Raw genomic sequence first — 23,632 nt, 5'->3', positions numbered from 1 at the left:
CTCTCCGCACCGCGTCTATGAATCTCTCTGCTTACTCTGCCTGGTAGCGGTCATACGCCGCCTGATACACTTCCATATAGCGGTCCAGCCCCATTTTGTTGAGTGTGTTCACATACTCTTCCCACTGGCTGAACGAGGCAGATCCGTTTACGAATTTGGCTTCCATTTCTGTTACGTAGTCCTGAATGTCCTTGCCGACCGAGGACATGACATCCGTCTCCTCGATGGTGAAATTGAAGTTGTACAGAATCTCCTTCACCGCATACGGCTCTGCTTTTTCCGCAGCGGCCATGGCGCTTGGCAGTGTCTCCGAGCCCTTGAACCAGCTCTCCTTAACCAGCCCAGGGTAGCTGCCGCCGAGCCAAGTAAAATACTTGGCAAGCGCCTGATCCTGCGTCAGCCCATTGGAATTCTCCGTAATCTCCTTCACGTATTCCAGTTGACCGTCTCCACTCTTCGTATACGTCTCGCCTTCCTTGCCCATGAAATAGAACTGGGCTCCTTCATCCCCGTAGAAATAATCCATCCAGCGAATGGTCGCTTCCGGGTTCGGATTCTTATCCGTAATGGCAAATGCGCCCACATGCACCATCGGGACTTTTACGTGAGAGTAGAGCTGATCTCCGTGCGGTCCCTTCAGCGCTCCAAGCCCGATGTATTCCTTGCGTCCCATAACGGTCTCCGGGTTCGGCACGATTGTGGAACCGAGCAGTCCCTCCTGCCCCTTGGCATTCAGTGCGCCGCCTTCAATCGTGAAAATCTCTTTGTCGAGCAATCCTTCCATGTAGAGCTTATTCACAAACTCCAGCATCTCCTTGTATTCCGGCAGCGCTTTGGTAAAGCGAAGTTTGCCTGTGTCCGGGTCCACATCCACGAATTTATGGCCGAGCCCGCTCGTTCCAAGCCCCCATGAACCCTTCAGATGGTCGATGATTCCCGTAATGCCTGTTGAAGAGAACGGAATTTCATCATGCAACCCGTTGCCGTTCAGATCCGTTTCTTTGACTGCCTTCAAATACGCATAGAACTCTTCCGTTGTCTGCGGCTCTTTCATGCCGAGCTGGTCCAGCCACTCCTGATTTATCCACAGCGGAGTGCCGATCAGCATAGACAACAGGGCAGGATCATAGAAGGAAGGCAGGGAATAGATCTTGCCGTCCGGCATCGTCAGTCCTTTGCGAATATCAGGATATTCTTCCATGAGTTTTTTGAAGTTCGGCGCATACTTGTCGATCAGATCGTTCAGCGGTATGAATACCCCCTGCTCGCCATAACGCGTCAATTCCGCAGAGCCCACCCTGGCCGAGTAGAATACGTCCGGGTAATCTCCCCCGGCCAGAGCCAGGTTCCGCTTCTCGGTCAATGTCTCAAACGGAATGAGATTCCATGTCACATTCACGTTCGACATCTCCTGATAGGTTTTCCATACCAACGTTTCCTCGAATTTGCTTCCGTTTGTCGGCGATTTACCCGTGAAGAAGGTCAGATTTAGAGGCTCGTTCACAATCGGCATTCCGGTCTCGTTGAGATTAGCCTGCGGCGTTTCTCCCTTACCCGCTGCGTCTTCCCCGCTCTTGCTTCCACAACCGGCCAGCAGCCCGGCAGCCAGCACAGCTGCCAATGCAAGTGAAGTCCATCTTTTCATAACCATAAATTTCATATCCCCCTCATCAATTGTCCGTACTCAACCTTTAATCGCACCAATCATAACACCCTTCACAAAATACTTTTGCAGGAACGGGTACAGCAGCAGCATCGGCAGATTCGTAACAATAACCGCCGCATATTTGATCGCTTCCGCATCCATCAGGCTTCGCGCCAGCGAATCATCGCTGATATCAACCATCTCCTGCATCTGCCCCTGAACCAGAATCTCGCGCAGGAACAGCTGCAGCGGATAATTCGCCCGATCCGACAAATAGATCAGGGCGCTGAAATAAGAATTCCAGTGGCCAACTGCATAGAACAGCACCATAACGGCCAGAATCGGGCCGGATAACGGGAGGACAATCCTCAGGAGCACCCGCATATTGGAAGCCCCGTCGATAAACGCCGCCTCCTGCATCTCCTTCGGAATGGAGCTCTGGAAGAAGGTTCGCATAATGATGATGTTCCACACCGATACCGCTGAAGGGATGATCATCGCCCAGATCGTATCCAGCATCCCAAGCTCCTTGACCAGCAAGTAATTCGGAATCATCCCCCCGCTGAAGAACATCGTGAACACAATTATTGCCGTAAAAAGCCCGCGGCCGTTAAAATCAGCCCTCGAAAGGGGATAAGCTGCCGCAATCGTCATCATCACATTCAGCGCCGTTCCCGTAGCGGTATAGAGCAGCGTGTTCAGGAATCCTCGCATGAGCTCCTTGTTGGCAAACAACCGCTCGTAACCGACAAACGACAACTCCTTGGGCCATAGCCACACTTCTCCCCGCATCACCGTTTCCGGAGCACTGATGGAAGCAATGAGAACAAAAAATAAAGGATACAGTACAAGGAGCGTAATAAAAGAGAGTATAATGTAAATACATATTCCGGCTATTCGTTCACTCCGGCTCTGCGGCATATGCCATCATTCCTCCTTACCATAGGCTGTTCTCGCTGACTCTGCGCGCAATCCGGTTTACGGCAATCAGCATGATGAAGTTGACGATGGAGTTGAACAGGCCAACCGCAGCCGAGAAGCTGTACTGGGCCCCAAGAATACCGCTCCGGTATACATTGGTCGCAATGACGTCGGACGCTTCCATGTTGAGCGAGTTTTGCATCAGGAAGATCTTCTCGAAGCCGACACCCAGAACGGTACCGATGTTCAGGATGAGCAGAATCGTCATCGTGGGCGCTATGCCCGGCAGATTAATGTGCCAGATGCGCCGGAGCCAGCCTGCGCCGTCCACCTTGGCCGCCTCATGCAGCTGCGGGTCAATCCCGGCGAGTGCTGCGAGATAGATAATGGAGCTCCAGCCCATGCCCTGCCATACGCCCGACCATACGTAGATGCTCTTGAACCAGGAAGGTTCCGTCATGAAGGAAACAGGCTCTCCGCCAAAGGAGGTAATGATGAAATTGACGAGGCCGCTGACCGGCGACAGGAACATCATAATCATGCCAACGACAACCACCGTGGATAAGAAATGGGGTGCATAAGTTACGGTCTGTACAAATCGGCGGAACCGGCCCGATCTGGCTTCATTGATCATTAAGGCCAGAATAATCGGAATCGGAAATCCGACCGCCAGCTCATATAACCCGATACCCATCGTGTTTTTGATAATCCGCCAGAAATAAAAGCTGTCAAAAAAACGTTCAAAATGCTTGAACCCGACCCATGGACTGTCCATGATGCCTTTGTTGGCCATAAAATCCTTAAATGCAATCTGGACGCCATACATGGGTACATAGTGAAACAGAATGAAGTAAAGCAGAACCGGTGCAAATAGAGCATACAGCTGCCAGTTTCTGCGTACCTGCATCATCCAGCTTCGCCAAACGCTTTTTTTGCGAATTTTTGAATGCGCTTCCACGCTGTTGAGCTGACGTTGTAAAATCGGTTATCCCCTCGCTTTCGTCTATACTGCGTCTACGTGTGTATTCAGGTTCACGCTTGCATCATAACCGACCCGAACGCAGCAGGGGTATTGACCATTTTATTGATGTCTCGCCTTTCATTGGATGGAGGGGCAGAATCACTGTTTTCCTAAAGCAATGCCTAGAATCTAAAATATTGACTATCCATTTTTACGGAATATTAACATGAATCGGGCACCATCCTTAACACTCGTCCTATATCATGATGGGAAACCCTGGACGTCGGATAAATATAAGGGGGGAATGCTGTGAATTGGATCAAACATAAAAGCCGCAGTTTATTTTTCAAGATTTTTTTGAGCTTCCTGGCCATCATTGTGTTATTCGGATTGTTCTATATGATGATCTTCCAGCTCTTTAAGACCAGCCTGCAAAAAGAAATCATTGATACAAGCCAGCGTGCGGTTCACGATACGGCGGAACGGTTCTCCAATCAGTTCAGCAGGCTGCAGGTGCTCATGTTTGATATATACAATCAATCCGATTTGATCGGTTTCCATAACCAGCTTCGCCACCAGACCGGAAATGAAGTGAATTATCTGAAGGCTCGTGAGGTGATGTTGCAGATGCGAAGCGATATCTATAACCCGCTATTCTTTCTGGAGGATACGCTGATTTACTTGCAGGAGCATGATTTTGTGCTCAGCAAATCCGGCAGCGGCGATGCCTCCTATATGTTTAATCGCTCCTACGCCAGCCCGACGTACTCCTATTCATTCTGGAGCAGCTATGAGGATCGCCTTGAATCCTTCACACTCCTCCCTGCGGAAACCTATCGGATCAACAACGATTTATCCGAGAAAAAGCTGATGCCCTTTGTGTACAAACAACCGGATAATCGTTATGAGGTCATTGCCCTCATCGACATTGACAAGGCTGCTCAATCCTTTTTTGGCGATTCGAATGATCGGGCACTGGCGATTCTGGACGCTGATGGCAGCGTGTTATACAACTGGGGTTCCATCCGCCATGAACAGCTGCCTTTATCTCAGGCAGGGCAGGAAGCCGTGCTTCAAGATGGAACCTACTATTTTACCGAAACCGGATCTGACGGACTCACCTACGTCTCGGCTGTGCCTTACAGCCATGTGTCTTCTCAGTTAAGCAGGTTAACCGGTGGCTTGCTGCTCATATTCTTTCTGTCTCTCGGAGTAGCTGTTGCCGCGTCCTATCTGTTCAGCCGCAGATTGCACAAGCCGGTGAAACAGATTTTAACGACAGTACTGAATAGAGCCCCCTTCTCTTCGATGCCGGAACCTGGAAGCATCACGGAATACGATCTGATCCAGAACCGCATTCAGGAGCTGTTCCGGGAGAAGGAAGAAATTCGGGACCGCATGAACAAACACAAGTCCGTTCTAACCAGTTATTCCTATATCAGCCAGCTGAAGAGCATCAACACCGATATCAGCGAGTGGGAGGATTTCCTGTCAGATGACGGAAGTTTTATCGTGGTTCTGTACCATATCCGTTTCCGCATGAATCCGGCTTATGAGCTTCCGCTGCAAACCGATCAGGCTGTTCGTCATATGCTGGAGCATATTCATCTGATCACGGCCGAGCGCTATCCCGGCTCCCACACGTTCCAGATCGAGAAGAATGAGATCATCTCCATCTTCAAACGCGAAGAAGCTGCCCGGCTGGAGGAGCTGCTGGCCGACATCAGGGGAATGCTAAACGAGGAGCGGGAACTGTTCCTTGTCACGATCGCGGTCAGTTCTCAGGTGAGCCATTCTTCCGAATTCAATCAGGCCTACCATCAGGTCAAGGGCCTGACGGCGCAGGCGCCGCTTCGCGACGAATCCCAGCTGGTAACCAAGCAGCGGGCGCTCCCGAACACCGTCAACCTGAGCCCGTCCCAGGAAAAGGGACTGCTCGACGCACTCCAATCCGGCAGCGACAGCCGCTCCTTGCAGATCATCGATCAGGCGCTGGAGACGCTGCAGCGGAAGGAAGCAGGCATCGCGCAGTTTCGCTTCTTCGCTGATTCCGTCGCTTCCAAGATTCTCAGTTATGCCGAGATGGCACAGATAGATAAATCCTCTGTTCAATCCTTGAAGCAGTGGAGCGGCAGGCTGGCCGAATGCCATTGTCTTGCCGAGTACTCGGGTGTATTCCGTCAGCTCATCGAAGCAGCATGCGCCCTCATCCGCAAGAAAAAGGATACCGGCGAAGAGCCGCTGATCGCCATGTTCATGAACATTATTCATAACCAATATGCCGACGATCTGTCTCTCGACTATTTGTCCGCCAAGCTGAACCTGTCGAGCGCTTACCTCTCCGTTTATATCAAGGAGAAGACCGGTCTCAACTTCAGCGATCATCTGCTCGGCATCCGCATGAACAAAGCGAAGGAACTGCTGGCATGCACAGACTTGACCGTGAACGAGATCAGCCAGCGCGTCGGCTATCTCAACATCACTTCCTTCAACCGGACGTTCAAGAAGGCCGTCGGCATGACGCCGGGAGCCTACCGCAGGCAGCATGTGGTACAGACCCATGCAAGCGGTTAACAACCTGCAACAGGAATAAAAAAAGAGGATGGTCCGCTTCCTTCGCGGCTCATCCTCTTTTGGCTTGTCAGCTTTATCAAAGACTGTGATAGCTTCCATAATGTAATAGATTATATTACAATAATCGATATCCAATAATAACCAGAAGGGATCCCTTGTATGCTTGTTAACAACGTTCTTGAATTAAGAGCGTACTTCACGGATTTCGAAATATAGCCGTATCTGATTCCATTACAGTACTGAAGGGAGATCAAATTCCGATGAATATAGCCGCCAAGTTCATGCAAAAATTCAAAGATTACGATACCCGGCAAAAGCTGAAAGGTTATCGGGAGAAAGCGGAGCTCATCAGGAAACGGAATTTAGAACCATGGGACGAGATGCAGCTGCAAGCGGAATCTCTCCGGCTCAAAAAGGAAGCCTCATCGGGTACGCCTCTGGACGAGCTGCTTGTCGATGCTTATGCGTTAGTCTGCGAGGCGGCGAAGAGACAGCTCGGATTACAGCCTTACGATGTCCAGATCATGGCTGCCATCGCTCTGCACGAGAGATTTTTGATCGAGCAGCATACCGGCGAAGGAAAAACGCTCTCTGCTGTTATGCCTGCTTATCTGAATGCGCTGACCGGCGAGGGCGTTCATGTGCTGACATTTAACGATTATTTGGCCAATCGGGATGCGCATTGGATGGGCCCGATCTATCGTTTCCTCGGGTTAACGGTAAAATCGGTTCAAGCGGGCATGAGCTTGTCCGAGAAACAGGAAGCGTACGCCGCGGATATAACCTATGTTACGGCCAAAGAGGCGGGATTCGATTATTTGCGCGACACGATTGCACTAAACGAAGCCGATACTGTGCATCGTCCTTTCCACTACGTCATCGTCGACGAAGCGGATTCGCTGCTTCTCGACGAAGCGCGGGTGCCGCTAGTCATCGCCGGCGAGCCGGGCTTTTCCGAGAGCGACGGCACTCGTTTTGCCGAAGTGGCCAGGCAGCTCGAGCAGGATGCGCATTACGAGTTCGACGAGTTCAAGCGGAATGTTTATTTGAATGAAGCTGGCTCTGCGAAAGCGGAAGAGCTGCTGGCATGCGGGAATTTGTACGAAAGCCATAATACTTATTTGTTATCGTCGTTGAACTGCGCGCTGCATGCGGAATCGTTATTAAAAAGAGACGTCGATTACATCGTCCGTGACGATAAAATCGAGCTGATTGACGAATATACCGGCCGCGTGGCGGAGAACAGACATTTGCCGGACCGGCTGCAAGCCGCGCTTACGGCCAAAGAAGGGCTGCAGCCCTCAGCCGGCGGAAAAATTCTCGGTACGATCACCCTCCAACACTTCCTTAGCCTGTATCCGAAGATTTGTGGAATGACGGCTACCGCTCACGTTTCCGCAATGGAATTCGAAGATATTTATGCGCTGCAGGTCGTGCAAATTCCACCCAACCGGCCAAACATACGAGTGGACCATCCGCACCGGATTTATACCCATAAAGAAGCCAAATTCAAGGCGCTTGTACACGAAATCTCGTCTGTCCACAGGGTGGGACGTCCCATTCTCATTGGTACGTCAAGCGTCGAGGAATCTGACAGGCTGGCCGAAGCGCTGGCGGTTGCCGGCGTACCTTGCCATGTTCTGAATGCGAGTAACGACGCAGAAGAAGCCGATATCATTGCCAAAGCGGGAGAAATCGGCGCCGTGACGGTGTCTACGAATATGGCAGGACGCGGCGTCGACATTCGGCTCGGCGGCGGCAACCTCGCGCAAGCAGAAATTGTGGCCAAGCTGGGCGGGTTGTACGTGATTGGTACGCATATGAACGAAAGCGTGCGGATCGACAACCAACTGCGCGGGCGTTCTGGCCGCCAAGGGGACCCTGGAGCTTCCGTATTTTTCATAAGCCTGGAGGACGAGTTGCTGCTCCGGTTCGGCATCAATCAAGCGATTCGTGCTCCCAGGCAGGATGAGGCTCTCGAGGAGCCGGTGCTCCGCAGTAAAATCGTACATATTCAGCGTGTTGTTATGGGCCAAAACTTCCATATCCGCAAGGAATTAAACGGTTATTCGGATATGGTGGAGGATCAGAGGCGCATTCTATACGAGGAGCGGCTCGGAATATTGACAGGCGAGAAGCCGATGAGCCCTTCGGAGCAGCGGGTACGGCTCTTTTATATCGACGAGTTCTGGGCTGACCATCTGGCATACGTTTCTTACCTTCGCGAAAGCATCCACTTGGAGAGCCTTGCCAGCCGCAATCCGATCGACGAATTTCATGTGCAAATCACCCAAGCATACGAGCAAATTCCGGCTAAAATAAATAGCGAATCGGCGAAAATGCTTGTAAGGCTCGGAGGTTCGAATGATCCCGCGAAGTGGGAAGAGTTCGGTTTGAAGAGTCCCACTTCTACTCGGACTTATATAATTAGCGATCAATACATTCAGAATACGCGCAGCTCATGGACCGCAACGACCGTATTGGCTTATTACATTCGCAAAGTGTTTAGGCCGATATTCGGGTGGGAAAAAGCTTGATGCAGCGCAGCTTCTTCGACGGTGAGGGCAAGTGTCAGCGTGTTATCGTTTGCCGCATAATTGGCTGCAAGAAATTTACCCGCCAAGCACTTGCCGCAGACAGCATGTGGTGCAGACCCACGCCAAGGCGGTTAAACTTCATTCCAACTTGACAACAGGGCCCTCCGACGCCCTGTCGGTGGCAGCTCACATGAGCCATAGGTATCCGGCATTGAACGAGCTAGGGCTCGACCTTGCCGTGGACCAAGACCTCACCCCCTGGATCCTCGAAGTGAACACACTCCCCGACCCATGTCCATTCACCAAACTGAGGGAACAGGATACGATCCAGCGAATCGTGGCTTACGGCAGAGCATACGGAAGACGGTATCCGCTCAACTGTACCAAATCGAAGCAGGGTGAATAGAGTCCTCGAATGGAATAAGGCGATCTGAAACGAGCCAAGCACTAGAAGAGACACGATAATGAAGAGGTCAGCCTATTCTCGTACAATGGATGGTGACTATAATCTTATTTAGAGAAAAAGGTGATACGCATGCCCTATGTAACCTCCCTGATGACCATAAACCTCGCCAAGCAAATTCTGCAGTGGAAATACGAGCCGCCATATGACCTGTACAATCAGGATGATGATGAAGAGTCGCTGCAAGAGCTGTTGGAACAGCCTTACACCGCTGTCTTGAATGAAGCCGGTCAACTGATTGGATTCTTCTGCACCGGTGTCTCCGCCCAGGTACCTGCAGGTGTCAGACTTGGTGTATACGATAAGGATCTGCTCGATCTTGGAATTGGAATGCTCCCCGAGTGGACGGGACAGGGCCGGGGGCGTGAATTCTTCAACTTCGTACTGAAGTCCATCTCGAACCAGCATAATACCCAATCATTTCGCTTAACCGTTGCCGAGTTCAATGCGCGTGCCATCGCCCTGTACACCGCCACAGGTTTCGTTAAAAATGCGGCGTTCTCTAATGGAAGCCATACGTTCATTACGATGGAGAAGGTGTAATGCCCAATTATCTCTGGCTCTGGTGAAGAGCAGGTGGGATTCCGCTCTTGTCTGCTCACGAAAACGAACCCAACAAAGCCCGGAAGCAGCATGAACACTGCTTCCGGGCTTTTTAGCTTAGAGTCTATGCTTGTCGAATTCTAATAAGGCGTATTCCCGGACTGGGTCGTATTGCCTGACGCAAAACCCTTGAACAAGGTCGGCACACCGGAATACCTCGTATTCACGATCCGCCCTGTCGTCGTGCTGCTGTCCGTTCTCAGAATCGCATCCTTCACTTGGGAGATGTCGCTATTCTCCACATTCATGACCACTTTGAATGAGGTGCCTCCATTTTGCCGAACCAGCTTGCCGATATCGTTTGCTTTGAAGTTCTTAATGTTAATTGTTCCCGCTGCATTGATCTGGAACACCTTATCATAGGCTTTATACGCCCCGCCGCCCGTGATATTCACGGTTCCCGACGATTTCAGTGTCAGCGCATCCTCGCCTACATCTGCCCATGTCACATCGAGGATTGTGCAGTTGCCATAACAATGAACTCCGTCCGCGGCTGGTGCTCCAATTGTGAGATTCTTCAGGGTAGCTCCTGCCTCCAGCCGGAAGACCGGCTTCTGATTCTCGGCTTGACTTCCGTCCCCCAGCGTGTCCGGATTGGCTACATACGTCTGGCCTTTTCCGTCAAAGGTTTGCCCGGCCTCAACGCGAATCGTCTCATTGACAACGGTGGCAGCCGCCTCCGCCGTTGATGGCGCTAAACCATACCATGACACGGCCAAACCAGCAGATAAAATCAAACTCCATATTTTTTTCATCCATCTCATCCTTTCGAATTTGAATTGGGCGGAGCCCTTTATTCCAAAGCTCTTCTCTCCTTTGCATTGTCATTGAATACACGCATCATATGAATACACAATCGATGTGCACCTCGTTATGTATTCGCCACAACGATATCAAATTAATTCCATAACAGGAATAATCTTTATATTAGATTTCATCGCTTACATATGGAGTCATATCTGAAGATTGCTCATGAACTGCCCGTCGCTGCCCTTATAATGAAAAAAACTCACGCCCTACGCCTGATGCCCAGACATAGGAACGAGAGCTGTATTTACCGTCAGACGGCTGCCCTATGTGCTGGAGCCGTTTGGCGGTGCTTGATTACGATTCAATGGCGATATACACATCCACCACAGTATTGGCGGGATCAAACTGCAGCGTATCGTATCGTTCATAGTCTCCTGTGAACGTCCTTTTCTCCTCTGCTTGCTCGAAGTAGCTCCAAATTTCATACCATACCTGCGGTACGATCTCCATTAAAGGGCCTCGCCTTGTCCGAAACACCAAATACTTGGATGCCGGGACGTGCGCTTGAAGCAGTTCATCGGACGGTTCGGCAGCTGCGCCTTCATCCATCCGGTTACCGATGACCAGGGTGTACGCCCGGGACGCATCGCTCTCGTAATCGGTATATAGAGCATAAATAGCCTGATCCTTATCGGACAATGATGCCTGCAGCCCGCTTTGGAAATATCGATCCCATAATGAGGGTATCTTGGCTAACGGTCCTGCCTCCGCTTCATTTGTCGTTCGTACACCGACACCCTGAATCGACATGGCGGGTCTGACCTCTACGAATCGCTCGATTTGCTTCTCATTGCTATTACTCATGCTGTATCCTCCTTGAAATGAATATAACTCCATTCTACAGAGGTAACGTGGACATCTATCTGTCCTGGTTATCGTAGCGCCGCATGATTAATTGCGCCCTTCGCTTCACTTCCTCGGCTGCCTCGGCGGGACGCTCGACCATCACCTGATCCCCGAAGCTTAGCACCATGCCGTAAAACCATTCATCCAATCGGTATAACACGTGCACGCGTAAAGACCCGTCCGGGTTAACGGATATCTGCTCCGGCGAAAACATATCCGCCATCCTCTGCCGCGCGTTGGAATGGAATAACAGCACTGTCTCCTCCTCCCGGGCGTTTGACCAGGAGGACTCCCATTCCAATCGCTCCAGACTCGGCAATGGTCTTGGCTTGTAAGTCTCACTCAGGATCTGAATATCCTGCATTCGTGACAACCGGAATACGCGATGATCTTCCCGCTCCAAACAAAAGGCATGCACATACCAGATATTCCCCTTCAGAATCAGTGACGCAGGTTCTATGTTTCTTTGCTCCGCAGCTCCTTTGGCATCTATATATGCCATGCTGACTCGGCGCTTTTGAAGGATTGCCTTCTTGAGCAAGCTCACGGCAGGTTTCAAACCTTGACGCTGTCCCCATGGCTGGAAATCCATAATAACCGGATCCCGGTTCCTCCGGTATTCATCTCCATGTCCCTGCTCTACCCGGTGCAGCAGCGCTTTTACCTTCTCAAGCAGCATGTCCATCTGCTGATCATCCAGCGCACTGCTGAGCCCTTTGACCGCTGTGACAAGCGTACTCATCTCCTCAGCCGATAACCAGTACTTGTCTATCATATAATGTTCCATAATCTCGAATCCGCCGGATATCCCTTGGTGGGCTGCAATCGGAATTCCAGCCCGGCATAGCGTATCCATATCGCGGTAAATGGTTTTGCTCGATACTTCAAACCGCTCGGCAAGCTCTTTGGCGCTGAGTCTCCCCCGATTAAGAAGCAGCACGGTAATGGCTAACAGTCGATCTATTTTCATGACACGCTACCCTTTCATTCAGCAATCACTTCATTATATAGGAAACTTCACGCTCAAGCCTTATGAGAGTATTTCAGAACATCTGTTTATACTGCCTTCTCGAAGGCAACACTCCTATCGGGAATGCCTGACGATTTCCTTAATTCCAGCTTAACCGAACCGGGATGTGTTCAAGCAACCGTTAGGTCAGGTTCAGAGCTTCGTTAAACTGTTATGCTACAATGAGGGCACGGCCATTCAAAGGGGAGGATGAAACGCTCCTTTCCCAAGCAACGTAGACATACATAGAATACGCAATGACTGTTCGATCTTGTTACATCAAGGAGGAACCTACATGAACAATCGACTCGACACCATGCACAGGTGTCACCCGGACTCGATAACCATCTCTCGTATATCGGGCTTCATTACAGATGGGGTTATTCTACTTGCGGCGGCCGCTTATCTCATTGTGGCTGGCATGCTGGGATGGACCTTGATTCCGGGATGGATCACGCTCGGACTACTGGCTCTCGGGGCCTGGTTTACTTGGGCTGTGCCTTCTTTCACCTACAAGCAATTCGGCTATAAGGTAAGCGAGGAAGAATTGGAGCTGCGCTCCGGGTGGATCTGGCTCAGCGATACCCTCGTCCCGATGACGCGCGTTCAGCATGTCGAGCTGGAGCGGGGACCGCTTCTACGCAAATATGGCTTGGCCAAGGTAAAAGTCGTTACCGCTGCAACGACACATGTCATTCAAGCGCTTAAGCTGGAGGAAGCAGAGGAACTGAAAAAACAGATCGGCGAGCTGGCAAAAGTGGTGGATCACGATGAATGAACCGACAAGGCTTCACCGGCTGTTCATTCTGTTTCCGCTCGTTAACAGCGTAAAATCGCTCATTCCGGTTGCCGCCCTGGTATCCATTAAATTCCTAAACGGAAAATCGCTTCGTGACATCCCATGGTACTGGCTATCCGCTGTCATCGTGATCATCGCCGGACTGCTTCTGTTATACGGATACCTGAAGTGGAAACGCTTCGTCTATACGTTAGAGGAAGACAAAATCCTCATCCGCCGAGGCGTGCTGTTCCGTGAGGAGTTATCCATCTACACCGGCCGCATTCACTCCATGAATATGGAGCAGCCTCTACTGCAGCGAATACTGGGGCTTACGCAGGTTCGCATCGAAACTCCAGGCAAAACGGAAGGCGGCGGCTTATTGCCTGCCATCACCAATAGCGAAGGTGAACGGCTCCAGCGCTGGTTGCGAGAGCGAACCCGAACCAGACAGACGGAACGTGAGGCTCAGCAGCAAACGTATGAGGGCCGCGAGCAATCTGAACACAACTTGCGCGACGAGTCGGAAGGGCTATCTGTCCAGCTGCCGGAGCCACGGACGATCCATGAGTCCGTTGACCCGTCAGACCTTAACATGAGTCGGCAAAACAATCCGGCCATAAACGCTGATCCTAACGCTGCAGATAGAAGAAACGCGAGCGACGCATTCACAGTGGAGGAGGAACGCAGCACGCTGCTGCAGCTATCCACGGGCCGACTGCTCATCGCGGCGCTGTCCTCACCCAATCTGTCACTGGCTTTAGCCTTTGTGGGCGGTATTCTGTCTTTTGCCGATGACCTGCTGCCCGATCAGATGTACCAGTCGGCGTTTCAATCGGCAGGCAAGCTCTTGCCCGGCAGCTGGATCAGCATCGCCGTATTGGCGCTTGTTGTGTCCTGGCTGCTCTCTGCCGTGCTCTACACGATTAAATATGCGGGATTTACGGTCGAGCGTATCGGCAAACAAATCTCGGTCAGCTGCGGACTGCTGGAGAAAAAAAGATTGCTCTTCTCTCCTGAGCGAGTACTCGCTATTACAGTGAAGGAGGGCGTGTTCCGGCGCTGGTTCGGTTACGCCGAGGTAAAGGTTCATGTGCTTACTTCAGAATCCGATAAGCATTTCATGCTACACCCTCTGCTGAAGACCACGGATATTCCGGAGCTCCTGGAGCGGGTTACACCCCAATTTACAGCTCAAGCCATTTCGGCTTCTCCTCCTTCCCGTGCAAAGTGGATGTACCTTCGGTGGAAGCTCGGCTTTGCCGCAGCGGCAAGCGCCGCGTGTATCTGGTATTTTGAAATGCCGGGTATGTTATCGCTTCTGCTGCTCCCGCTGGCTGTAAGCTGGGGGCTCCGCTCACACAGGGATTCCGGTTTAAATGTAACCGATAAGCAGCTTACGATCCGCAGCCGTTTCATTGCGCTGTCCACAAGGTATATTCGCCGTCCACAGATTATTGTCATGGAAATTTCGGGTACCCGCAGGCAGCGCAGAAGAGGTCTTCTGTCTCTTCAAGTGAAGATGATATTCAGCGAGATCAACGAAAGTTTAAGCGGGATGGATCAGCAAGAGATTGAGGCCGTACGAGCGTGGTTCCAAAAGAAAAAGGGTGAGGCCACCGTCCCGACAGAACGGAATAACCCACCCATTGAGTTGCTATAGCCGCTCGGCTTCCGTTCTACCTGAACGGCCAAAGCCCGACCATCGGTATACGAGAAGCGTTACGGCCAGAAAGACTCCATACACACCTATGGTTATGATGATATGGGAAGGGTCGGTCATCAGATTATCTCCTACCATCGAGAACAGCAGCATCGCAGGGATTTTACCCACGGCGGACGCCATGGTGTACGATGTAAACGTCACCTTGCTGAGAGCGGCATACACATTGATAATGATGGAAGGAATAAACGGAATCAACCGGGTAAAGAGGATGGTCAAAAAGGCATTCCGTTCGAACATCGTTGTCACTTTTCCTAAACGGTCATAACGATGAAGCATCCGGGTGCCCCATTCCTGATAACCGTATCGAATGAACATAAACATAAGGATGGAAGCGGCGGTTGACCCGACCCAAGTGATCAGTCCGCCGATAACCGGACCCAAGGCAGCACCGATAACACCTCCGACAATCGGATACGGAATCACGGGGAACAAGGCCATGATGACCGCCATGAACATAATGAGCATCATGCTGTCCGTCGTCTGAATCCATGCAAGAATAGCATCGCCGTAAACGTAAATAAGACCGCCTATGGCAATGTACACCAATGCCATTGCTAATTTCTTGACCATGCACCACACTCCAGCTCGTAATACTTCTATTGTACCATGGAGCATGTCTACCTGAACAAAGCGGCAAAAGGGACATCCCGAGGCTCATAGCCCGGGATGTCCCTTTGTCACTCTTATCACCCTAAAGATTCAACAGATTATAGATGATCACCGCTGCCTGAGCTCGATTGGCGATTCCTTTCGGCGTGAACCGATCATTTCCGGTTCCTTGGATCACGCCTTTCTCGGCCAAGAGTGCCACTGCGTTTCTTGCATAACCTGCAATGCTGCTGCCGTCTTTAAACTTCGCCAAGGTACCATCCTCATCCTGTGCCTTCATATCGGTGAATAATGTTAATGCATTGGCGCTCATGATCGCCATTTCCTGACGGGTTATCGGCCGGTTCGGCTCGAATTTGCCGCCGCCGATGCCTTGGGCCAGCCCGGCCTCTACCGCAGATGCGATGATCGCATAGTGCCAATCGGACGGCCTTACATCGGTAAATTCAAGCTCTGCCTCCCCTGTTAGCTGGAAGGCTCGGACCAGCATGGCCAGAAATTCGGCTCGTGTCACCGATTTCAGCGGCTGGAACGAATCATGCCCCACTCCCTTTACGATGCCAAGCGCAGCCAGTTCCTCAATCGCCGCTTTCGCCCAGCCTATGCTGTCCACATCGTTGAACACCGGAGGTTTCGGTGGAGTCGGCGGCGTTACGGGAGGTGTCACCGGCGGAGTGACCGGTGGAGTGACCGGTGGAGTTACAGGCGGGGTCACTGGAGGCGTCACCGGTGGACTCGGATTCCCCGGCGGGTCAACCGGCGGCTCGCCGCTGTCTCCCGCTGTTATCGTTACGGATGGACTCTGACTGCTCTCGTTATGCAAACGATCGACAGCCGTCACAACATACGTGTAGGTTTGTCCCTTTGCGACAGTATGATCGATATAGGACTGCGTTATACCGGCTGTTTTCCTGAAGGTCCCTAACAAATGCGCCGGGTCCTGCATATTGCCGGCGGCTCGTCCATCATAACGATAAACCGCGTAATATGTCTCGTCGTCAATCGAAGACCAGCTGAGCTTCACACCTTCCTGTGCTCGATTGGCCCTCGGCTGCTTGGGCGCAGAGGGTGCCGCCGAATCAATCCAAGGCATAGCCGGGATGAGTGCCGGATATCGGTACAGATCGTTCTTCAGTCTGTCCGTGAATCCGAGCTGATTCAGCGCGAACCATTTGGAGCTGAAATACATGCTGCCCCGGACTTCCTCAAAATTGCGGTTGTACTTCACCTGGTTCGGCATTTCCTCGGGATTGGACCATTCAGGTGTTGTCCCGATTCTATACACCGCCTGTCCGCTGTACAGATGTACATTCTTACCGGCAGCGACACCGCTCCACCAATCGATCAGCTTATCGTAGGCCGCTGCGGAGTACCCGATATTCCAATAAATCTGCGGCGTAATATAGTCGACCCACTCTTCTTCGACCCATTTCTTCGAATCCGCGTAAATCGCATGATAGCTCTCAAGGCCCGTCGTTTCGGAGCCGGCCTGGTCGCTGGATTTGTTTTTCCAAATACCGAACGGGCTGATGCCGAATTTCATGTAACTCTTCTCTGCCTTGATGGCTTCGTTCACGTTCTGAATAAATTCATTGACGTTATTTCTTCTCCAATCACTCTTATTTGTAAAGGAGCCCTTGTATTGATTAAAGGTATCCGTATCCGGGAAATCCACGCCAGTTACGGGATACGGGTAGAAATAATCGTCAAAATGCACGGCATCGATATCGTAATTCCGAACGACTTCCAGGACTCCATCAATGATGAACTGCTGTGCCTCCGGCACCCCTGGATTGAAATACAGCTTGCCGCCATATTCCTCAACCCATTCCGGGTGCTGTCTGGCCGGGTGATCCTCTACAAGCTGGTTGACGTCCCCTTGAAGACTGATGCGGTATGGATTGAACCAGGCGTGAAACTCCATGTTTCGCTTATGCACCTCCTCGAGCAGGAATGCCAGCGGATCATAACCCGGATTCTTGCCTTGTTCACCTGTCAGCCATTCCGACCAAGGCCCATACTCTGACGGATAAAATGCATCCGCGGTTGGTTTGATCTGCATAATGACCGCATTCATCCCCGCATTCTCCAGCTGATCAAGCAGGCTGATAAACTGCTCCTTCTGCTGGGCCGGATCGGTGACCCCTTTGGCTGGCCAGTCAATGTTGTCAACGGTAGCGATCCATGCTGCCCTCATCTCCGTTTTCGGATGCTCCGGGGTTTCATTTACCGTAATGTAGAGCGAGCTGCTCTTTCCCTGGAATGTGGCTGTTATTCTAGCGGAGCCTACCTTCAAACCGCTTACAACCCCTTGATCCGTAACAGAAGCGACGGTTGAATTGCTGCTGGTAAACGTAACGTCTTCTTCTATAGTTACCGGCTCATTCATCCAGGAGTACGTAGCCGATACAACCGTTTCAAAAGAATCTCCTACCGTCACGGACGTAAGTCCTTGAAGTTCAATGCTCTGCAGAACAGGAACAGGATCTGTCACCGTAATGGTGTGTTGTGTTGCAGCTCCCCGATACGAGGCGGTAATGGCTGCCGTTCCTTCGGAAACCGCGGTCAATTGACCCGCTTGGTCGACCGACACAACGCCTGGCTGATCGCTTGTATAACTGATCCCTTCGGTCATCCACACAGGATCGGTCTGGTTTCCGTAGACGGAGTAAACCACGCTGGTTCTCATGTCGCCGGTAACGCTAGTCTCCATATGAAGCGGTCCGGATAACAGCAATTCATAGGGAACCGGAGTATCCTGCGTAATATGAAGCTCATATTGAGCCCTAGGCGCATCGCCGTACTCAGCCGTGATGGTCACCGTTCCCGGCTTCAAGGCCTCAATGGTGTCGTATGTAGCGCCCGTAACGGTAGCGATGGTTTCGTCACTGCTGGTCAGTTTCACGCCGGATGTCAATAAGGCTGGTTCCGTCTGACCTTCATAGGTTCCATAGACTTGCGGCATGACCGATTCTCCAGCACCCATGGGCGTCAGCCCGCCGATGTCGAGCCCGTATACCGGGGAAGCCGTATAGAATGCGGTTAGTCTGTCGAAGTATACAGTACCTTTGTTTTTATTCGTGTCTTTTAATTCGGTGACGTAGATTTGATTCACTTTGAGAGGAGTCTTGATGGCCGAGGGAACGTTAAATTTGACGTATTTCCAGCCCTTCCAGCTAAAACCGGAGGTGGTGGCTGTTAAATCAACGGCATGCTTACCGCCTGCAGAATCCTGAAGCTGCGCACGGAGCCAGTGGTTGCCGCCGTCGCCGTAAACCCATAAGCCGAGTGCCTTCGGTGATCCGGGAATGCTTCTGCCTGTTGATCCATCCGGGTCTTTGAAGTTGAGATAAGCCGCCGAGGTGCCGGATTCGCTGCCTACAAAATCATAAGTTAAAGCTGCAGCGTGACGCCCGTAATAGATTCGCTCCGGCCTCTCCGCTAAATCCAGTTCGGCCTTCCCCCTTACGGAAGACGCAAACAGATTCGTTACTGATTCGAAATCCTCCAGCACCACCGCTCCCGGCTCTCCGCCGCTTGCATTCGTTTCAATGGAATTGCCCCACGCGGAAACGGCCGAACTGAACATCACGGCTAACGCCAGTGTCATGGACAGGACAGACTTGCTGCTTCGATAGACACGCCTTTTGGTTATCATTCATCAATTCACTCCCTATAGTATGAGTGCTTACAATCCTAAACCTTGATCCCAATCTGTAAGTAAATCGGGCTGACACTCACCTCCGATCCCTGGCTAGAGTAGATGATCGCACGGACCTGATCTCTCGTTCATCTCTAGCTCTATCATATTGAAATTTTATTTCAAATTTCAATAGTTTTAATAAAATAAAATTTTATATTTTAAGCAGGAATTTTCATAGTCCTTGACGTAGACGGCATAAAAAAGCCAACACGGGACAAAACTCCCGCATTGGCTTCTTCCAACTCTTCCTTTATTTCGTATATTCAAGAAGTCCGATAATAAGTGTTACGGCTTCCGCCCGGGTGGCGACCTGCTGTGGAGCAAAGCGGTTATTGCCCACTCCACCTACAAGCCCTGCTTCAACTGCAGCGGCTACATAAGGCCGCGCCCAAGCCGGGATATCCTTCGTATCGTTAAAGCTCAGCTTCGTTGCAGAATCGGTACCGATCCCGCTGGCGCGAACAACCATAGCAACCAGCTCTGCTCGGGATAACCCTTGATGAGGGCCGAAGGATCCATCCTTGTAGCCGCTTATAATGCCGGCTTCTGACGCCTGGGCTACAGCATCCTTCGCCCAGGAAGGGATCTTCGCTGTATCTGTGAACGTCAGGGCAGTACCACCTGCATTCAGACCCAATGCACGTCCCAGCATAGTGATGAATTCTGCACGCGTTACATGTTGATTCGGACGGAAGGTTCCGTCGCCATAACCGTTCACGAAGCCTGCTGCCACGGCCTTATCGATGGCTGATTTGGCCCAGTGTCCCGCCGTATCCTTCAGGATGACTGGCGGATTCCCGTTGCCGGAACCCGAGCCTGGATTGGTGCCAGGCTGAGAGCCTGTGCCCGATCCATTGCCAGGATGGGTCTCATTACCGGAACCGGAGCCTGGATTGCTGCCCGAGCCCGAGTTGGTTCCTGATCCTGGATTGGATGTGCCAGGACCCGGATCCGGTGTGCCAGGATTAGGAGTCCCTGGATCCGGATTCGGCGTCTGAACATCCTTCTTCACAATTCCGAATTGATCGATAATAAATGGCTGTGCTCCATTCAGGTTCTGATCGATTTCGTACGTAACAGCCGTCAGCTTGCCGCCGTCAATCGTAATGCCGACGAAATTTTGCACCTGGCTGCGTTTTGGTCTCCGGTTATCGCTCGGGTCCGGACCGTATTTGGCAGCGTGATTTTCGTCTGCAATTTCGAAGAGGTTGTAGTACGCTTCCCCCAGACTTGAGCTAGGGTTCTTATAATAGACCTTCGGACCTGCGGTTGCCGGAATCAAATAGATTGTACCGTCAGGATTTACCGAGTATTCCAGCTTCTCACCGTTTAACATCTCCGTAATTTTCACCGGTTCTGCCGCCTTGCCATCCGACTTGATCGGCTTGGTCCGTGCATAGATGTGATCATGACCCTGCAACACAAAATCAATGCCAAGCTCTGCCATTATCGGAGCTATCTTGGTACGAACACCGTTAGCCCCCATAATATCGGAGTCTGTTGCATGGTTCGACGTGGTGTACGGGCCTTTATGGATGTTAACGATCACCCACTGCGCACCGTCCTTCTTGGCTTTTTGGACATCCTGTTTAAGCCACTCTACTTGCTCTACCGAGAAGTTATCGTATTCCGCCGAGCCTTCATTCGAATTCAACACAACGAAATGTGCGTTGCTGTAATCGTACGAATAATAAGCTCCGGTCTCCGTTGCTGAATGCTCCGGCTGCTGCAGATTAAAATGCTCAATGAAAGCATAGTTCTCGTCCTCGTGATTTCCCGCGGAAGGGGCCAGTGTTGTATGAAGCAGGCTTTCCTGCGAGTGTCCTAACAGCCAATCCCACTGCTCTTCTTTGACGCCATTGTCCACGATATCTCCATTGTGAACGACAAATTCTGCCTCCGGAACCGCAGTAAGCGCCTTGGTAAGCGTCTCGGATGAAAGCACCGCTTCATCTTCTTCCTTCGCCTGCGTATCCGCCAGATCAATGAATGTAAACGCTCCGCTCTTCGGTGCGGTCCGGAAGGTTCCCATGTCACTCCAAACGCCTAGTGTCTCATCGCCTACGCGGAAATAGTAGGTCGTATTCGGCTTGAGTTTGGCTGCTTCTGCTTTGTGTACAAGTTCTGCTGCCGAATTCGTAGAAGGAGCCGAACGTCCGCTAAACGAATTGGCGTTTGTGAAATCCGGTGCGGCAGACGTCTTCTCCACAACTTGAAGGTCACTGCCTGTCACCTGCTGGGAAGTATACCAGGTGAAACCCTTGGATGTTGTGGCATCGCCGTGGAATGTAACGGTCACCTTGCTCACTTTTTCCTGAACAGGATCCGGCTTCGTTTCCTTCATGATTCCGAATTGATCCACGATGAACGGCTGCGCGTTATTCTGGTTCTGATCAATCTCATATGTAACAGCCGTCAGCTTGCCGCCGTCGATTGTAATCCCGACGAAATTTTGTATATGGCCTCTGGCTAAGCTGGTTGTGTCCCCGTACTGACGGGCATGATTCTCTTCCGCGCGCTCAAACAAATTGAAATACGCGTCCCCGAGCTCCGGCTTCTGGTTCTTAAAATAAACCTTGGCCCCGGCGGTCGCTGGGATCATGTAGATCGTTCCATCCGGCTTGACCGCATATTCAATGCTCTCACCGTTCAGCGTCTCAGTAATTTTGGTGACATCTTCAGCCGTTCCGTCACGCTTGATCGGCTTCGTACGCGCATAGATGTGATCATGACCCTGGAGCACCATATCGATTCCAAGTTCATTCATTAGAGGCGCGATTTTACTACGCACGCCATTCACGCCAATGATATCGCTGTCGGTTGCATGATTCGAAGTCGTGTAAGGACCCTTGTGGATGTTTACGATAATCCATTCTGCCCCTGCAGCCTTCGCTTGCTCCACATCCTGCTTCATCCAGGCTACTTGCTCCGCGGAGAAGTTCGCATATTCGGCCGAATTCTCATTGGAGTTGAGCACGATGAAATGGGCATTGCTATAGTCGTAAGAGTAATATGCGCCGGTCTCTGTTGCAGCGTTATCCGGCTCCTTCACATTGAAGTGCTCATAGAAAGCGTAATTCTTGTCCTCATGATTGCCCGCGGACGGAGCGATTGTGGTATTCAAAAGGCTGGACTGTGAATGGCCCAAGAGCCAGTTCCACTCCTGCTCCGAAGTCCCGTTCTCCACCACATCCCCATTATGGACAACGAATTTGGCATCAGGGATGGTCGCAAGCGCCTTGGACAAGGTAGCTGCGGACAGCATCGCCTCGTCTTCCTCCTTCGCCTGCGTATCCGTCAGGTCGATGAACGAGAAGGCTCCGCTTACAGGTGCCGTCTCGAAGGTACCCGCCTCGCTCCACAGATTCAGACTTTCGTCCCCAACTCTGAAATAGTAGGACGTATCCGCCGCCAGACCGGTCGCTTCCGCTTTATGAACATGTTCGCCCGGAGAGTTCGCAGAGATGGAAGTCCGTCCGTGAAACACTTGCGCTTGAGCGAAATCAGGCGTACTGCCGCGATTCTCCACAACCTGAACATCGCTCCGGGATGATCCCAGCGGAGTATACCAGGTGAATCCTTTCTCGCTTGTTGTGTCTCCATGGAAAGTTACCGTAATCTTGGAGATATCCAACACCGGAGCCTGTTCTAACGCGATAAGCTCCATATCGAAGTACAGATCCGAGCTGCTGTCGCTCTGCTGGTGAACCTCGACCGCAATTTCGTTGCTGCCGTCCTGCAGGTATGTTTTCAGCGGCTCTGTCAGGTCCACATCCGCATATACAACCGGAAGGTCCTTATTGGAAGTGGCCTTGGTGGAATACGTGATTTCACCGCCAGGCATCCCCATACGTCTGATTTCATGTCCATTGACATAGAGCACGGCGCCGTCATCAACGCCAAACGTTCCGAGAATCTGGCCGTAACCGTCGATTTGATCCTTGTTAACCTGAAGATTTGTACGGAAGTAAGTCGTGCGGTGTTTGAGTTCTTTGTCCGTACCATAGTCCATTACGGTCTGAAGCGGTCCAAATTCCGCAGTGGTTACACCACTTCCGTTATCCTTATAGCCGAATGGAGCCAGTCCATTTGCCCAAGAGGAGTCGTCATAGGTAGCGCGCCAAACGGTCGTTAAATCTTGTCCCTGATCAAAATATTTCCAATCGGCATTACGCTGCAGCAAAATATCCGGCTGACCCGGTGTCGCGGCTTCCGCCACTGCCGGGAATCCGAGACCTGCAAAAAATCCAAACACGAGTGCCGTGGATAACAGCATGGATAATAGCTTTTTGTACACGTGATTAATCATTAATTCTCTCCTTTTATTATGTAGGATGGGTCTGCAACACCGCTCTCAAACAGCTCCAGCATAACAAAGGGGAGTTAATGGCTTGTTATCTCTCCGTAAAACTTATGTAAATAATGACATCTGCGCTTAAAGAAGCTG

General features: G+C 51.4%; 15 protein-coding genes. 6 read left to right on the top strand and 9 right to left on the bottom strand.

Annotation, left to right across the window (positions count from 1 at the left end):
• Nucleotides 1-31 precede the first annotated feature (31 nt).
• From PGL02S_RS12525 to PGL02S_RS12515, 3 genes are read right to left on the bottom strand one after another with little or no spacing between them, the layout of a single operon-like run.
• Entirely contained in the window at nt 32-1,651 is a 1,620-nt protein-coding gene (locus tag PGL02S_RS12525) for an extracellular solute-binding protein (RefSeq protein ID WP_036641148.1), read from the bottom strand.
• Nucleotides 1,652-1,684: 33 nt separating this feature from the next.
• Nucleotides 1,685-2,566, bottom strand: coding sequence for a carbohydrate ABC transporter permease (locus tag PGL02S_RS12520; protein ID WP_036641146.1), 882 nt, complete (start codon nt 2,564-2,566; stop codon nt 1,685-1,687).
• Nucleotides 2,567-2,582: 16 nt separating this feature from the next.
• Entirely contained in the window at nt 2,583-3,473 is an 891-nt protein-coding gene (locus PGL02S_RS12515; RefSeq protein WP_235187407.1) for an ABC transporter permease, read from the bottom strand.
• Between the two features lie 363 nt (nt 3,474-3,836).
• Here PGL02S_RS12515 and PGL02S_RS12510 point away from each other — a divergent pair, with 363 nt between their 5' ends.
• From PGL02S_RS12510 to PGL02S_RS12495, 4 genes are all read left to right on the top strand, one after another.
• Nucleotides 3,837-6,101 carry a helix-turn-helix domain-containing protein gene (locus PGL02S_RS12510; RefSeq protein ID WP_036641142.1) on the top strand — a complete coding sequence of 755 codons (2,265 nt, stop codon included), beginning with the start codon at nt 3,837-3,839 and terminating at the stop codon, nt 6,099-6,101.
• Between the two features lie 260 nt (nt 6,102-6,361).
• Nucleotides 6,362-8,638 (top strand): preprotein translocase subunit SecA, encoded by a 2,277-nt coding sequence (locus PGL02S_RS12505; protein ID WP_036641141.1) that lies wholly within the window; start codon nt 6,362-6,364, stop codon nt 8,636-8,638.
• Between the two features lie 49 nt (nt 8,639-8,687).
• A complete protein-coding gene (locus PGL02S_RS28780; RefSeq protein WP_231888019.1) occupies nt 8,688-9,044 on the top strand; it encodes a YheC/YheD family protein in 357 nt (118 codons plus the stop codon).
• 129 nt (nt 9,045-9,173) lie between these two features.
• Complete coding sequence (locus tag PGL02S_RS12495) at nt 9,174-9,644, top strand: GNAT family N-acetyltransferase (RefSeq protein ID WP_036641140.1); 471 nt, start codon at nt 9,174-9,176, stop codon at nt 9,642-9,644.
• A 140-nt stretch (nt 9,645-9,784) separates the two neighbouring features.
• Here the strand turns inward: PGL02S_RS12495 and PGL02S_RS12490 are convergent, their stop codons facing one another.
• From PGL02S_RS12490 to PGL02S_RS12480, 3 genes are all read right to left on the bottom strand, one after another.
• Nucleotides 9,785-10,459 carry a pectate lyase gene (locus tag PGL02S_RS12490; RefSeq protein ID WP_036641139.1) on the bottom strand — a complete coding sequence of 225 codons (675 nt, stop codon included), beginning with the start codon at nt 10,457-10,459 and terminating at the stop codon, nt 9,785-9,787.
• 349 nt (nt 10,460-10,808) lie between these two features.
• Nucleotides 10,809-11,318, bottom strand: a complete 510-nt coding sequence (locus PGL02S_RS12485) for a GyrI-like domain-containing protein (protein ID WP_006208558.1) — start codon at nt 11,316-11,318, stop codon at nt 10,809-10,811.
• 55 nt (nt 11,319-11,373) lie between these two features.
• The gene (locus tag PGL02S_RS12480; protein WP_036641137.1) at nt 11,374-12,330 is read right to left on the bottom strand and encodes a helix-turn-helix transcriptional regulator; all 957 of its coding nucleotides are present in this window, start codon (nt 12,328-12,330) and stop codon (nt 11,374-11,376) included.
• Between the two features lie 334 nt (nt 12,331-12,664).
• Between PGL02S_RS12480 and PGL02S_RS12475 the strand changes: the two genes are divergently transcribed.
• Together PGL02S_RS12475 and PGL02S_RS12470 are read left to right on the top strand one after the other, a co-directional pair.
• Nucleotides 12,665-13,147 carry a PH domain-containing protein gene (locus PGL02S_RS12475; RefSeq protein WP_036641136.1) on the top strand — a complete coding sequence of 161 codons (483 nt, stop codon included), beginning with the start codon at nt 12,665-12,667 and terminating at the stop codon, nt 13,145-13,147.
• Nucleotides 13,140-14,810 carry a PH domain-containing protein gene (locus PGL02S_RS12470; RefSeq protein ID WP_036641135.1) on the top strand — a complete coding sequence of 557 codons (1,671 nt, stop codon included), beginning with the start codon at nt 13,140-13,142 and terminating at the stop codon, nt 14,808-14,810. Before PGL02S_RS12475 ends, PGL02S_RS12470 begins: the two co-directional genes overlap by 8 nt.
• Here the strand turns inward: PGL02S_RS12470 and PGL02S_RS12465 are convergent.
• The 3 genes from PGL02S_RS12465 to PGL02S_RS12455 form a co-directional block, all read right to left on the bottom strand.
• On the bottom strand, nt 14,805-15,443 hold the full coding sequence (locus PGL02S_RS12465) for a TVP38/TMEM64 family protein (protein WP_006208553.1): 639 nt from the start codon (nt 15,441-15,443) through the stop codon (nt 14,805-14,807). The genes PGL02S_RS12470 and PGL02S_RS12465 overlap by 6 nt on opposite strands.
• 121 nt (nt 15,444-15,564) lie before the next feature.
• The gene (locus PGL02S_RS12460; protein ID WP_036641132.1) at nt 15,565-19,140 is read right to left on the bottom strand and encodes a family 10 glycosylhydrolase; all 3,576 of its coding nucleotides are present in this window, start codon (nt 19,138-19,140) and stop codon (nt 15,565-15,567) included.
• A gap of 295 nt (nt 19,141-19,435) precedes the next feature.
• Nucleotides 19,436-23,494 carry an S-layer homology domain-containing protein gene (locus tag PGL02S_RS12455; RefSeq protein ID WP_036641131.1) on the bottom strand — a complete coding sequence of 1,353 codons (4,059 nt, stop codon included), beginning with the start codon at nt 23,492-23,494 and terminating at the stop codon, nt 19,436-19,438.
• Nucleotides 23,495-23,632: the final 138 nt, after the last annotated feature.

The sequence above is a fragment of the Paenibacillus glucanolyticus NBRC 15330 genome (genome assembly GCF_004000885.1).
Classification (GTDB): Bacteria; Bacillota; Bacilli; order Paenibacillales; family Paenibacillaceae; genus Paenibacillus_AQ; species Paenibacillus_AQ glucanolyticus.
This window is presented reverse-complemented; position numbering and strand designations above follow the sequence as displayed.

What these genes read in the sequence shown, in the direction of transcription:
- PGL02S_RS12495 (WP_036641140.1), top strand. Translation starts at nt 9,174, where the DNA reads ATGCCCTATGTAACCTCCCTGATGACCATAAACCTCGCCAAGCAAATT.
- PGL02S_RS12460 (WP_036641132.1), bottom strand. Translation starts at nt 19,140, where the DNA reads ATGATAACCAAAAGGCGTGTCTATCGAAGCAGCAAGTCTGTCCTGTCC.
- PGL02S_RS12505 (WP_036641141.1), top strand. Translation starts at nt 6,362, where the DNA reads ATGAATATAGCCGCCAAGTTCATGCAAAAATTCAAAGATTACGATACC.
- PGL02S_RS12485 (WP_006208558.1), bottom strand. Translation starts at nt 11,318, where the DNA reads ATGAGTAATAGCAATGAGAAGCAAATCGAGCGATTCGTAGAGGTCAGA.
- PGL02S_RS12515 (WP_235187407.1), bottom strand. Translation starts at nt 3,473, where the DNA reads ATGCAGGTACGCAGAAACTGGCAGCTGTATGCTCTATTTGCACCGGTT.
- PGL02S_RS12525 (WP_036641148.1), bottom strand. Translation starts at nt 1,651, where the DNA reads ATGGTTATGAAAAGATGGACTTCACTTGCATTGGCAGCTGTGCTGGCT.
- PGL02S_RS12520 (WP_036641146.1), bottom strand. Translation starts at nt 2,566, where the DNA reads ATGCCGCAGAGCCGGAGTGAACGAATAGCCGGAATATGTATTTACATT.
- PGL02S_RS12490 (WP_036641139.1), bottom strand. Translation starts at nt 10,459, where the DNA reads ATGAAAAAAATATGGAGTTTGATTTTATCTGCTGGTTTGGCCGTGTCA.
- PGL02S_RS12455 (WP_036641131.1), bottom strand. Translation starts at nt 23,494, where the DNA reads ATGATTAATCACGTGTACAAAAAGCTATTATCCATGCTGTTATCCACG.
- PGL02S_RS12475 (WP_036641136.1), top strand. Translation starts at nt 12,665, where the DNA reads ATGAACAATCGACTCGACACCATGCACAGGTGTCACCCGGACTCGATA.
- PGL02S_RS12465 (WP_006208553.1), bottom strand. Translation starts at nt 15,443, where the DNA reads ATGGTCAAGAAATTAGCAATGGCATTGGTGTACATTGCCATAGGCGGT.
- PGL02S_RS12470 (WP_036641135.1), top strand. Translation starts at nt 13,140, where the DNA reads ATGAATGAACCGACAAGGCTTCACCGGCTGTTCATTCTGTTTCCGCTC.
- PGL02S_RS12480 (WP_036641137.1), bottom strand. Translation starts at nt 12,330, where the DNA reads ATGAAAATAGATCGACTGTTAGCCATTACCGTGCTGCTTCTTAATCGG.